This window comes from Streptomyces mabaensis, from assembly GCF_053763515.1.
This window is the reverse complement of record NZ_JBSOPZ010000006.1, coordinates 175,547-188,299: the sequence shown is the minus strand read 5'-3', so window position 1 is coordinate 188,299 and position 12,753 is coordinate 175,547. Positions and strand designations below refer to the sequence as shown.

11 protein-coding genes are annotated in these 12,753 nt (G+C 71.0%); 7 read left to right on the top strand and 4 right to left on the bottom strand.

Features of this window, described 5'->3' with window-relative positions; all coding sequences use genetic code 11:
• The first annotated feature begins 139 nt into the window (after positions 1–139).
• From galT to ACWV17_RS07770, 4 genes are all read left to right on the top strand, one after another.
• The gene (galT, locus tag ACWV17_RS07785; RefSeq protein ID WP_455359039.1) at positions 140–1,201 is read left to right on the top strand and encodes a galactose-1-phosphate uridylyltransferase; all 1,062 of its coding nucleotides are present in this window, start codon (positions 140–142) and stop codon (positions 1,199–1,201) included.
• Positions 1,198–2,166 carry a UDP-glucose 4-epimerase GalE gene (galE, locus tag ACWV17_RS07780; RefSeq protein WP_455359038.1) on the top strand — a complete coding sequence of 323 codons (969 nt, stop codon included), beginning with the start codon at positions 1,198–1,200 and terminating at the stop codon, positions 2,164–2,166. The genes galT and galE overlap by 4 nt, the downstream gene beginning before the upstream one ends.
• Positions 2,163–3,305, top strand: a complete 1,143-nt coding sequence (galK, locus tag ACWV17_RS07775) for a galactokinase (protein WP_455359037.1) — start codon at positions 2,163–2,165, stop codon at positions 3,303–3,305. The genes galE and galK overlap by 4 nt, the downstream gene beginning before the upstream one ends.
• A gap of 280 nt (positions 3,306–3,585) precedes the next feature.
• Positions 3,586–4,356 carry a LuxR C-terminal-related transcriptional regulator gene (locus tag ACWV17_RS07770; protein ID WP_455359078.1) on the top strand — a complete coding sequence of 257 codons (771 nt, stop codon included), beginning with the start codon at positions 3,586–3,588 and terminating at the stop codon, positions 4,354–4,356.
• On the opposite strand, the gene tamR is transcribed toward ACWV17_RS07770, so the two are convergent.
• Positions 4,315–4,812 (bottom strand): MarR family transcriptional regulator TamR, encoded by a 498-nt coding sequence (tamR, locus tag ACWV17_RS07765; RefSeq protein ID WP_455351286.1) that lies wholly within the window; start codon positions 4,810–4,812, stop codon positions 4,315–4,317. The genes ACWV17_RS07770 and tamR overlap by 42 nt on opposite strands.
• Before the next feature lie 173 nt (positions 4,813–4,985).
• Between tamR and ACWV17_RS07760 the strand changes: the two genes are divergently transcribed.
• Together ACWV17_RS07760 and ACWV17_RS07755 are read left to right on the top strand one after the other, a co-directional pair.
• A complete protein-coding gene (locus ACWV17_RS07760) occupies positions 4,986–5,807 on the top strand; it encodes a trans-aconitate 2-methyltransferase (protein WP_455359036.1) in 822 nt (273 codons plus the stop codon).
• A 219-nt stretch (positions 5,808–6,026) separates the two neighbouring features.
• Positions 6,027–7,355, top strand: a complete 1,329-nt coding sequence (locus ACWV17_RS07755) for a glycosyltransferase family 39 protein (RefSeq protein ID WP_455359035.1) — start codon at positions 6,027–6,029, stop codon at positions 7,353–7,355.
• Between the two features lie 3 nt (positions 7,356–7,358).
• Here the strand turns inward: ACWV17_RS07755 and ACWV17_RS07750 are convergent, their stop codons facing one another.
• Positions 7,359–8,051: a TetR family transcriptional regulator gene (locus tag ACWV17_RS07750; protein ID WP_455359034.1), complete on the bottom strand. Its 693-nt coding sequence runs from the start codon at positions 8,049–8,051 to the stop codon at positions 7,359–7,361.
• Positions 8,048–9,031: an acyl-CoA desaturase gene (locus ACWV17_RS07745; RefSeq protein ID WP_455359033.1), complete on the bottom strand. Its 984-nt coding sequence runs from the start codon at positions 9,029–9,031 to the stop codon at positions 8,048–8,050. Before ACWV17_RS07745 ends, ACWV17_RS07750 begins: the two co-directional genes overlap by 4 nt.
• A gap of 249 nt (positions 9,032–9,280) precedes the next feature.
• Between ACWV17_RS07745 and ppc the strand changes: the two genes are divergently transcribed.
• Positions 9,281–12,010: a phosphoenolpyruvate carboxylase gene (ppc, locus tag ACWV17_RS07740; protein WP_455359032.1), complete on the top strand. Its 2,730-nt coding sequence runs from the start codon at positions 9,281–9,283 to the stop codon at positions 12,008–12,010.
• A gap of 270 nt (positions 12,011–12,280) precedes the next feature.
• On the opposite strand, the gene ACWV17_RS07735 is transcribed toward ppc, so the two are convergent.
• Positions 12,281–12,745, bottom strand: coding sequence for a hypothetical protein (locus tag ACWV17_RS07735; protein ID WP_455359031.1), 465 nt, complete (start codon positions 12,743–12,745; stop codon positions 12,281–12,283).
• Between the last annotated feature and the right edge of the window lie 8 nt (positions 12,746–12,753).

The following is a 12,753-nucleotide window of genomic DNA, read 5'->3' as shown; positions in this document are numbered from 1 at the left end:
ACGCACGATCTGAGCGGTACGGGAGCGGATACCCGTACCGCTCACCGGCATGTCCACCGCAGCCGCCCCTTGACGGTGCTGTTGACTTGTGATTCTTTGTGTTCGGTTATGTTTGATCGGTGCAAGGGAGGTGCTGCGCGTGAAGAAGACCTCCGTCCGGCTCGCGGACGGCCGTGAGCTGGTCTACTTCGACGCCCGTGACGACGCCGTCCGCGACGCCGTCGACCCGCGCCCGCTCGAAGCCGTCTCCACCACCTCCGAGATCCGTCGCGACGCGCTCCTTGGCGACTCCGTCGCCATCGCCTCGCACCGCCAGACCCGCACCTACCACCCGCCCGCGGACGACTGCCCGCTCTGCCCGTCCCGCGACGGACGGCACAGCGAGATCCCCGCCCCGGACTACGACGTCGTCGTCTTCGAGAACCGCTTCCCCTCCCTCGCCGGCGACTCCGGCCGCTGCGAGGTCGTCTGCTTCACCTCCGACCACGACGCCTCGTTCGCCGATCTCACCGACGCGCAGGCGGCGCTGGTCCTTCGGGCGTGGACCGACCGCACCGCCGAACTGGCCGAACTCCCGCAGGTCAAGCAGGTGTTCTGCTTCGAGAACCGGGGCGCGGAGATCGGTGTCACGCTCGGCCACCCGCACGGGCAGATCTACGCGTACCCCTTCACCACACCCCGCACCGCGCAGATGCTGCGCTCGCTCGCCGCGCACGCGGAGGCGACGGGCGGCCGGAACCTCTTCGACGACGTCGTCGCGCGCGAGTGCGCCGAGGGAAAGCGGGTGGTCCTGGAGGGGGAGCACTGGGTGGCCTTCGTCCCGTACGCCGCCCACTGGCCGTACGAGGTGCACCTCTACCCCCGGCGGCGGGTCCCCGACCTGCGCGCCCTCGACGACGCGGCGCGCGCCGAGTTCCCGGGGATCTATCTGGAGCTGCTGAGGCGGTTCGACCGGATCTTCGGGCCCGGCGAGCCCCCGACGCCGTATATCGCCGCCTGGCACCAGGCTCCCTTCGGTCCGCCGGAGGAAACCGGCGTCGACCGGCAGGAATTCGCTCTTCACCTTGAGCTTTTCACCATCAGGCGCACTTCCGGCAAGCTGAAGTTCCTCGCGGGCTCCGAATCCGGCATGAACGTGTTCATCAACGACGTGCCGCCCGAGGCCGCGGCCGAGCGACTGCGAGAGGTAGCGAGCAAGTGAACGCAAAGTACCTGGTCACCGGCGGTGCGGGATATGTCGGCAGTGTGGTGGCGGCCCATCTGCTGGAGGCCGGCCATCAGGTGACCGTGCTCGACGACCTCTCCACCGGATTCCGGGAAGGGGTCCCGGCCGGCGCCGCCTTCATCGAGGGCCGCATCCAGGACGCCGACCGGTGGCTGGACTCCTCGTACGACGGCGTGCTGCACTTCGCCGCCTTCTCGCAGGTCGGCGAGTCCGTCGCGCACCCGGAGAAGTACTGGGCCAACAACGTCGGCGGGACCATGGCACTGCTGGCCGCCATGCGCGGGGCCGGCGTGCGCAAGCTGGTCTTCTCCTCCACCGCGGCGACCTACGGCGAGCCGGTCGCCACCCCGATCACCGAGACCGCCGCCACCGCGCCGACCAGCCCGTACGGCGCCTCCAAGCTCGCCGTCGACCACATGATCACCGGCGAGTGCGCGGCGCACGGACTGGCCGCCGCGTCGCTGCGGTACTTCAACGTGGCCGGCGCGCACGGGGCGTACGGGGAGCGGCACGACCCCGAGTCGCACCTCATCCCGCTGGTCCTCCAGGTCGCCCGGGGCCGGCGCGAGGCCATCTCCGTCTACGGCGACGACTACCCCACCCCGGACGGCACCTGCGTCCGCGACTACATCCATGTCGCGGACCTCGCCGAGGCACACCTCCTCGCCCTGGACGCCGCCGTCACCGGCGAGCACCTGATCTGCAACCTCGGCAACGGCAACGGCTTCTCGGTCCGCGAAGTCATCGAGACCGTACGCAAGGTCACCGGCCAGCAGGTCCCGGAGATCACCGCGGAGCGCCGCCCCGGCGACCCCGCCGTCCTCGTCGCCTCCGCGGAGACGGCCAGGAAGCGGCTGGGCTGGCAGCCCTCGCGCGCCGACCTGGCCGGCATCGTCGCCGACGCCTGGGCGTTCGCCCGACGGAAGGACAACGAGACGTGAGCGTCGCCGACGACTTCGCGGAGCTGTACGGGACCGCACCCGAAGGGGTATGGGCGGCTCCCGGCCGGGTGAACCTCATCGGCGAGTACACCGACTTCAACGACGGTTTCGTGATGCCGCTGGCCCTCCCGCACACCGCGGTCGCCGCCGTCTCGCGGCGCGGGGACGGGGTCCTGCGCCTGCACTCGGCGGACGTCGACGGCGGTGTGGTCCAGCTGCGCGTCGAGGACCTGGCCCCGCTGGCGGACGGGGGCTGGGCGGCGTACCCGGCGGGTGTCGTCTGGGCGCTGCGGGAGGCGGGCCATGCCGTCACCGGCGCGGACATCCACCTCGCGTCCACCGTGCCGACGGGCGCCGGGCTGTCCTCGTCCGCCGCCCTGGAGGTGGTGACCGCCCTCGCCCTGAACGACCTGTACGAACTGGGGCTGGGCGGGCCGGAGCTGGCGGTCGTCGCACAGCGCGCCGAGAACGGTTTCGTCGGCGTCCCCTGCGGGATCATGGACCAGACGGCCTCGGCCTGCTGCCGGGAAGGCCACCTGCTGCATCTCGACACCCGCGACCTCAGCAGGCGCCAGATCCCGTTCGACCTGGCCGGGCACGGGCTGACGCTGCTGGTCGTCGACACCCGCGTGAAGCACGCGCTCGGCGACGGCGCGTACGCGGAGCGGCGCGCCGGGTGCGAGTCGGGTGCGCGGGCGCTCGGCGTGCGCGCGCTGCGCGATGTGCCGTACGCGCAACTGCCCGGCGCACTCGCCCGTTTGAGCGACGAGACGGTGCGCCGCTACGTGCGGCACGTCGTCACCGACAACCACCGGGTCGGCCGGGTCGTCGCCCACCTCGACGCGGGTGACGTCCGTGCCGTCGGGCCGGTCCTCACCGAGGGGCACGTCTCGCTCCGCGACGACCTGCGGGTCTCCTGTCCCGAACTGGACCTGGTGGTGTCCGCCGCGAACGCGGCGGGCGCGCTGGGCGCCCGGATGACGGGCGGCGGCTTCGGGGGGTCGGCGATCGTCCTGGCCGAGGCCGCCGATGCGGACCGGGTGACGGTGTCGGTGACCGAGGCGTTCGCGGCGGCGGGGTACGCGGCGCCGCGGATCTTCCCGGCGGTGCCGTCGGCCGGCGCCCACCGACTCAAGTGAAAAGTTCTTTGTCGACTTCTGTCTCTTTGCGAAACTTCCGGCACAGCACAAACATCCAGGCCAACCAGTTCTGCAAATCACCTTCCGCTCCCCGCCACCGCCCGTACGCTGATGCACAGCACCGGTGGGGGCCGGTGTTGATTCAGGGGTAGCGACAGTCGGGTGCGACGCCCGGGTGAGGGTGGCAGTCGGAGCACGGCGGCGGCCGTGCCGCTGGCGGTTCACCGTTCCCGGGCGCCGTACCCGTACCGGTCCGGTCCCCCGATACGTGGGGGTGTCTGTGCTTCGTATCCGGGTTCTCGTGGTGGACGATCACCGCATTTTCGCCGAGTCGCTCGCGGCCGCCCTGGCCGCCGAGCCCGATGTTGACGTGTCCGCGGCCGGCAGCGGCCCCGCCGCGCTGCGCTGTCTGGACCGGGCGGTCGCCGAGGGCCGCCGGTTCGACGTCCTGCTGGTCGACGCCGACCTCGGCAGCTCGGCGGGTACCTACGCCGTTCCCGACGCGGGCAGCGAGAACGGCGTGGTGGACGGCATCTCGCTGGTGACCGGCGTCCGCTCGGCCCAGCCCGCGGTGCGTACGGTCGTACTCGCCGAGCGGGACGACCCGCGCCGGGCCGCGCTCGCCCTGCAGGCCGGAGCGTCCGGCTGGGTCGCCAAGGACTGCTCGCTGTCCCGGCTGCTCGCGGTGATCCGGGGGGTGCTGCGGGACGAGACGCATCTGCCGCCGGCCCTGCTCACCGGCGTACTGCGGGAGCTGACCGCGGCGCGCAAGCACCGTACGGAGAGCGAGCGGCTGGTCGAGTCGCTGACCCCGCGCGAGCGGGAGGTGCTGCGCTGCATGGTGGCCGGGCTGAACCGCAAGGATGTCGCCACGCGGCTGTTCCTCTCGCCGCACACCGTCCGTACGCACATGCAGAACGTGCTGGGAAAGCTCGGCGTCCACTCGACCCTGGCCGCGGTGGCGCTGGCGCGGCGCGCGGGCGTGCGGCCGGTGGACCTAGGGCCTGTCCTAGCCGGGGATGTTGTCGAACGGAGCAGTCAGCTGGCGTAGCAGTCCGGCCAGTTCGCCGCGCTGGGCGCGCGAGAGCTCGACGAGGATCGCGCGCTCCTGGGCGAGCAGTCCGGCCAGTGCCTGGTCGGCCCGGTCCCGGCCCTCGGGGGTGAGCCGCACCAGCACACCGCGCCGGTCGCTGGGGTCGGGCAGTCGCTCGACGAGGCCCTTCTTGGCGAGGCGGTCGATGCGGTTGGTCATGGTGCCTGAGGTGACCAGCGTCTGGGTGAGGAGCTGACCGGGGGAGAGCTGGTACGGGGCGCCGGCGCGGCGCAGCGACGTCAGTACGTCGAACTCCCAGGGCTCCAGGTTGTGCTCGGAGAACGCGAGCCGGCGGGCCCGGTCGAGGTGGCGGGCAAGCCGGCTGACGCGGCTGAGCACCTCGAGTGGTTCCACGTCGAGGTCCGGGCGCTCCCGGCGCCATGCTGCGACCAGTCGGTCGACCTCGTCCTCCATGACGATCAGTGTACGGGGTCTGTCGATGTGAAGTCTCTTGACATCAAGATATATTTGGCTGGACTATTGGGCAGGCAGTGGCCGGAACCTGGTTCCGCTTCTGCAAGCAGCGCCAGCAAGGGGGCTCGAACATGCATTCCGAATCCGTGTCGTCTGCGCCATCTGCGTCATCTGTGCCGTCTGCGCCGACCTGGGACCCGGTGCAGTACCTGCGCCACGCGGGTCACCGCACCCGACCGTTCCTCGATCTCCTGGCCCGGATACCCGATCTCCCCACGGGAGACCGCCCCGCCCGGATCGCCGACCTCGGCTGCGGACCCGGCAATGTCACCGTGCTCCTCGCGGACCGCTGGCCCGACGCGCACATCACCGGCTTCGACCTCTCGCCCGACATGCTCGCGCAGGCGCAGCAGCAGTACGCGGGCACCACACCCGGGGGCGGCTGGCTCGACTTCCGCCCGGCGGACGCGGCGCACTGGACGCCGGACGAGCCGTACGACCTGATCGTCTCCAACGCCGCGCTCCAGTGGGTGCCCAACCACCCCGAGTCCTTCCCGGTCTGGCTCGACGGCCTCGCGCCGGGCGGCACGTTCGCCTTCCAGATCCCGGGCAACTTCCACGCGCCGAGCCACGCGCTCCTCGGCGAGCTGTGCGACGCCCCGCAGTGGCGCGACCGGCTCGAAGGCCACGGCCGCCGCTTCGTGCACATCCTGGACCCCGACGAGTACCTGATGCGGCTGACGGACCTCGGCTGCGAGGCGGACGCCTGGGAGACGACGTACCTCCAACTCCTGCGCGGCCAGGACCCGGTGCTCGACTGGGTCAAGGGCACCGCTCTGCGGCCGGTCCTGACGGCCCTGGAGGGGGACGAGGCGGCGACGGAGGAATTCCTGGCCCAGTACCGCGACCTGCTCCGCAAGGCCTACCCGCCGGGCCCGCAGGGCACGGTCTTCCCGTTCCGCCGGATCTTCGCCGTGGCCCGGAAGCCGGCCTGATGCCGACCGCCTGATCAAGTCGACGCCCGGGCCCACCGGGATGCTACGAATCCGTAGCGTCCCGGTGTCGCTTGTGCCGTCGTGGCGTCGGGGGGAACCATCACAGTTCACGAGTGGCACCGGGGGCGACTGGCGTCGGTTCTGGTTCCCGCGGTTTTCGCGTTCGCTCTGGGGATGGGGGGCGTCAGCCGGCAGGGGACCATGTGGCGCGATGAGTCGGTGACGTACCAGGTCTCGCATCGGAGCCTCGCCGAAATCTGGCAGCTGCTGGACCATGCGGACGCGGTGCATGGGCTCCACTACTTCTTCATGCATGCGCTCTTCTCCGTCTGGGACGGCGGCCTGCTCGCGCTTCGGCTTCCCTCCGTCCTGGCGACGTCCGCGGCGGCCGGCCTGGTCGGCTTAACGGCCCTCCGCATCGTCGGCCCGAGGGCAGGACTTCTGAGCGGGCTGGCGTTCTCCGTCACGCCGGAAGTGCAGATGTACGCGCAGGAGGGCCGTTCCTATGCCTTGGTGTGTGCGCTGGTCGCCCTTTCCACCTACCTTTTCGCGCGCGCCCTGACAGCACCCTCTCGACGCTTGTGGCTGGCTTACGCGATTTCCCTTCTGGCGGCCAGTTGGCTTCACGAGTTCGCGATCCTCGCCCTCCTGGCTCACGGAATCACCGTCGCCCTGACCCGGCCCGCTCCGGAAGTCCGGCGTTCCTGGGGATGGTCGGCCGGGTTCGTCGTCATCGGGTTGCTGCCCCTGGTCGTCTTCAGCATGGGGCAGTCGGGCCAGGTGTCCTGGATCGGCGGCCCGAGCCTGAAGGAATGGTTCGAGATAGCGGGCATTGCGCTCCTGGCGCTGCTCTGCGCGAAGTACCCCTCGGGAAACCCAGGTCCGATCGCCCTGAACCGGCTTGCCCTGCCCCTCGTCATCGCTCCGCCTGCCGCACTCCTGCTCGCGGCTCTCTACGAACCCATGTACGTGGATCGTTACGTCCTCTACGCCAACATTGGACTGGCCCTCCTCGTGGGCAAGTCGTTGGACTGGATTCTTGGAATCCAGCGCGAGCGGAAGAACGGCCTGATGCTGGTAGCCGCGGCTGCGCTCGGGTGCATTGCTGCGACCCTTCCCCTCACGCTGCAGATGCGGACGCCTGACAGCCGCAAGGATGACGTGACCGCCATCGCGCGCACAGTCCGGGAAGTCTCCGGCAAAGGCGACGGGGTGCTTTTCGCCCCCTCGCGGCGCCGGGAGTGGAAACTCTCCTACCCCGGAGACTTCCACGGCCTCGACGACCTGGCGCTGAAGCGGGACCCCGTCGAATCGAGATCCCTCCAGGGCGAAGAACTGTCCGCCGCGCAGATCCGCACCCGCATGCTGACCGCGCAACGGATCGTCGTGCTCAGCGACCCACCGGGGCAGCCGGAGGACGCCGGCGACCAGGAGGCGGTGAAGCGCGAGATCCTGCGCGAGCAGTTCCAGGAGTGTGAGCGGCGCCGGGTCAAGGGGGCGCAGGTGACCCTCTACGCCCGGCCGGGCGCGTGCCCGGGCAAGCCCTGAACGTCAGGACTTGCGGTGGCCTATCAGGCGCGGCTTCGGTTCCAGGTTGCCCAGGCCGTGCCAGGCCAGGTTCACCAGGTGGGCCGCCACCTCCGCCTTCTTCGGCTTGCGGGTGTCCACCCACCACTGCCCGGTCAGCGCCACCATGCCGACCAGCGCCTGCGCGTACAGCGGGGCGAGCTTCGGATCGAAGCCGCGGGCCTTGAACTCCAGGCCCAGAATGTCCTCGACCTGGGTCGCGATGTCGCTGATCAAAGACGCGAACGTACCCGTCGACTGGGCCACCGGCGAATCGCGGACCAGGATGCGGAAACCGTCCGTGTACTCCTCGATGTAGTCGAGCAGCGCGAAGGCCGCCTGCTCGCACAGCTCACGGGGGTGGCCCGCGGTCAGGGAGCTCGTCACCATGTCGAGGAGCTGGCGCATCTCGCGGTCCACCACCACCGCGTACAGCCCCTCCTTGCCGCCGAAGTGCTCGTACACCACCGGCTTGGAGACCCCGGCCTTGGCCGCGATCTCCTCCACCGACGTGCCCTCGTAGCCCTTCTCGGCGAAGAGCGTGCGGCCGATGTCCAGCAGTTGTTCGCGGCGCTCCTTGCCGGTCATCCGGACCCGGCGGGACCGCCGGCTCCCGGTCGGGGGCCGGCCCTTGTCGCTGCTGTGTGTACTGCCGTCGATCGCCACGTTGTCAATCATGCCGCTTCCGCGGCCTTCTCCTTGCGCCGGGAGTCGATTCGCTCCGCGGAGGGCCAGCGCACGTCGTACGCCCAGCCCGCCAGCTCGAACCAGCGGATCAGCCGGGCACTGGAGTCGATCTGCCCCCGCATCACCCCGTGCCGCGCCGAGGTCGGATCGGCGTGATGCAGGTTGTGCCAGGACTCGCCGCAGGACAGGACGGCCAGCCACCACACGTTCCCCGACCGGTCGCGGGACTTGAAGGGACGCTTGCCGACCGCGTGACAGATCGAGTTGATCGACCACGTGACGTGGTGCAGCAGGGCGACGCGTACGAGAGAACCCCAGAAGAAGGCCGTGAACGCGCCCCACCACGACATCGTGACCAGACCGCCCACCAGCGGCGGGATGGCCAGGGACAGGATCGTCCAGTAGACGAAGTCGCGCGAGATGCGGCGGATCGCCGGGTCCTTGATCAGGTCGGGCGCGTACTTGTCCTGCGGGGTCTGCTCCTCGTCGAACAGCCAGCCGATGTGGGCCCACCACAGGCCCTTCGTCAGCGCGGGGACCGTCTCGCCGAACCGCCAGGGGGAGTGGGGGTCCCCCTCCGCGTCGGAGAACTTGTGGTGCTTGCGGTGGTCGGCGACCCAGCGGACCAGCGGCCCCTCGACCGCCATCGAGCCGGCGATCGCCAGCGCGATCCGCAGCGGGCGCTTCGCCTTGAACGAGCCGTGCGTGAAGTAGCGGTGGAAGCCGATCGTGATGCCGTGGCAGGCCAGGTAGTACATGAAGACCATCAGGCCGAGGTCCAGCCAGCTGACCCCCCAGCCCCACGCCAGCGGCACGGCCGCCAGCAGGGCCAGGAACGGCACGACGATGAAGAACAGCAGCGCGAGCTGCTCGATCGTGCGCTTGCTCTCGCCGCCGCGCGTGGCGGACGGCAGCGCCGGGTCGTCGGTCCCCTTCGGGGCGTCATCGATCACATCGGGGCTTGTGGTCATGGGGCGTCCCCTGTGGGGTGGGAAATGGGGCAGATATGGAGAAACAGGCGCGGCTACGGATGCGTAACCTACGCCATCGTAAGTATGGCAGCGACCCGGCCTCCGGCAAGAGGGCCCGGTGGGCGGCGCCGCGAAAACGGACATCTATCCTGGGTGGCGTCGGACAGCGCGGTCCGCTCCGTGTTCTCAAACGGGGAACTTCTGAGTCCCCCATCCAGATGCGTTCAAACACTGCAAGGAGCCGCACCTGTGAGCAGTGCCGACCAGACCCACACCGCCGGCGCGGAACTGCGTGCCGACATCCGCCGACTGGGTGACCTGCTGGGCGAGACCCTCGTCCGGCAGGAGGGCGAGGACCTCCTCGAGCTCGTCGAGCGCGTCCGCGCCCTCACCCGTACGGACGGCACGGCCGCGGCCGAGCTGCTCGGCGCCACCGACCTGGAGACCGCCGCTAAGCTGGTGCGCGCCTTCTCCACGTACTTCCACCTGGCGAACGTCACCGAACAGGTGCACCGCGGCCGCGAACTGCGCGCCCACCGCGCCGCCGAGGGCGGGCTCCTCGCCCGTACGGCCGACCGGCTCAAGGACGCCGACCCCGAGCACCTGCGCCAGACGGTCAGGAACCTCAACGTACGGCCCGTCTTCACCGCGCACCCCACGGAGGCCGCCCGCCGCAGCGTCCTGAACAAGTTGCGCCGCATCGCCGCACTGCTGGAAGAGCCGGTCCTGGAGGCCGACCGGCGCCGCCACGACCTGCGGCTCGCCGAGAACATCGACCTCGTCTGGCAGACCGACGAGCTGCGCGTCGTCCGGCCCGAGCCCGCCGACGAGGCCCGCAACGCGATCTACTACCTGGACGAGCTGCACGCCGGCGCCGTCGGCGACGTACTCGAAGACCTCGCCGCCGAGCTCGACCGCGTCGGCGTGGAGCTCCCCGCCGGCACCCGCCCGCTGACCTTCGGCACCTGGATCGGCGGCGACCGCGACGGCAACCCCAACGTCACCCCCGCCGTCACCCGCGAGGTGCTGATCCTCCAGCACGAGCACGGCATCACCGACGCGCTGGAGCTCGTCGACTACCTCCGCGGCCTGATGTCGAACTCCATCCGCTACACCGGCGCCACCGAGGAGCTCCTCACCTCCCTCCAGAGCGACCTGGAGCGGCTGCCCGAGATCAGCCCCCGCTACAAGCGCCTCAACGCCGAAGAGCCCTACCGCCTCAAGGCCACCTGCATCCGGCAGAAGCTCGTCAACACCCGCCAGCGGCTCGCCAAGGGCACCCCGCACGAGGACGGCCGCGACTACCTCGGCACCGCTGAGCTGCTCACCGACCTCACCCTGCTCCAGACCTCGCTGCGCGAGCACCGCGGCGGCCTCTTCGCCGCCGGCCACATGGACCGTACGATCCGCACGCTCGCCGCCTTCGGGCTGCAGCTCGCGACGATGGACGTACGCGAGCACGCCGACGCGCACCACCACGCCCTCGGCCAGCTCTTCGACCGGCTCGGCGAGGAGTCCTGGCGCTACGCGGACATGCCCCGCGACTACCGGCGCAAGCTGCTCGCCAAGGAACTCAGGTCCCGCCGCCCGCTCGCCCCGACGCCCGCCCCGCTGGACGCGGCCGGTGAGAAGACCCTCGGCGTCTTCCACACCGTCAAGGAGGCCTTCGAGCGGTTCGGCCCCGAGGTCATCGAGTCGTACATCATCTCCATGTGCCAGGGCGCGGACGACGTCTTCGCGGCCGCCGTCCTGGCCCGCGAGGCGGGGCTGCTCGACCTGCACGGCGGCTGGGCGAAGATCGGCATCGTGCCGCTGCTGGAGACCACCGACGAGCTGCGCGCCGCCGACGTCATCCTCGACGAGATGCTCGCCGACCCCTCCTACCGCCGGCTCGTCTCGCTGCGCGGCGACGTGCAGGAGGTCATGCTCGGCTACTCCGACTCCTCGAAGTTCGGCGGTATCACCACGAGCCAGTGGGAGATCCACCGGGCGCAGCGCCGGCTGCGCGACGTTGCCCACCGGTACGGCGTACGGCTGCGGCTCTTCCACGGCCGCGGCGGTACGGTCGGCCGCGGCGGCGGCCCCTCGCACGACGCGATCCTCGCGCAGCCGTGGGGCACGCTGGAGGGCGAGATCAAGGTGACCGAGCAGGGCGAGGTCATCTCCGACAAGTACCTGGTCCCCTCCCTCGCCAGGGAGAACCTGGAACTGACCGTCGCAGCCACCCTCCAGGCCTCCGCGCTGCACACCTCGCCGCGCCAGTCCGACGAGGCGCTGGCCCGCTGGGACGCGGCGATGGACACCGTGTCCGAGGCCGCGCACTCCGCGTACCGGCGTCTGGTCGAGGACCCGGACCTGCCGGCGTACTTCTTCGCTTCCACCCCCGTCGACCAGCTCGCCGACCTGCACCTGGGCTCGCGGCCCTCCCGCCGCCCCGACTCGGGCGCCGGGCTGGACGGCCTGCGGGCCATCCCGTGGGTCTTCGGCTGGACGCAGTCGCGGCAGATCGTGCCCGGCTGGTACGGGGTCGGATCGGGGCTGCGGGCGCTGCGCGAGGCGGGCCTGGACACGGTCCTGGACGAGATGCACGCGAAGTGGCACTTCTTCCGGAACTTCCTCTCCAACGTGGAGATGACGCTCGCCAAGACGGACCTGCGCATCGCCCGCCACTACGTGGACACGCTGGTGCCGGACGAGCTGAAGCACGTCTTCGCGACGATCGAGGCGGAGCACGCGCTCACCGTGCAGGAGGTGCTGCGGATCACCGGGGGTGAGCGGCTGCTCGACTCCAACCCGGTGCTCCAGCAGACCTTCGCGATCCGCGACGCGTACCTGGACCCGATCTCCTACCTCCAGGTCTCGCTGCTGGCCCGCCAGCGGGCGGCGGCGGAGCGCGGCGAGCCCGCGGACCCGCTGCTGGCGCGGGCGCTGCTGCTGACGGTGAACGGCGTGGCGGCGGGCCTGCGCAACACGGGCTGACCTCCGGTCCGGTTCGCCGGGTCCATGACCGCGGGGGAGGGGGGGGGGGGGGGGGGGGGGGGGGGGGGGGGGGGGCGGGGGGGGGGGGGGAAAAGACAAGAAGGAGGGGGGGGACTCCCTGTTTCCCCTCCCCGTTCTTGCGACCCCGGGGTCGGGGGGTTTCCTTGGGGGCACACCCCCACGTCCCCCGGCGGGGTTGCCCCCCCGGCCCCGAACGGCGGGAGCTGCGCCGCCGCTGCTGATTGGCCGAGCTGCGTCGCGGGGCGGTGGTCAGAGGGCCAGGAAAGTCGCTGTCAGGAGGGCCGTGCCCGTCAGGGCGGTGGTCCAGGCCGTGCGGGGGAGGCGAAGGCCCCCGGCTATCACCAGGGACGCCAGCAGGAGGGCGCCGCCGAACGGCACCCAGGCGTGCAGCGTGCCGGCCGGGCCGGTGCGTACGACCTCGTCCGTGCCGGGCTTCACCACGACCTGGAGCGTCTGTCCCTTCGTCGCGCTCACCGACTTCTCGATGGTCACGCGCGGCCGCGGCGAGGACTCGTCGGCCGGGGTGTACGGGCCCGTGCACGTCTGCTTGCCGCACGCGGTCACCGCGATCGTGCCGTGTTCGCGGCCCTTGGCGAGCAGGATGTGCTGGGCGTCGCCCCACGACGCCCACACGCCCGCGATGAGGATCACCAGGGTGACAGCGCCCATCGCCGTTCGAGTGGCGAGCTGGACGAAGCGGCTCCGGTTGGTCATGAGCCGCG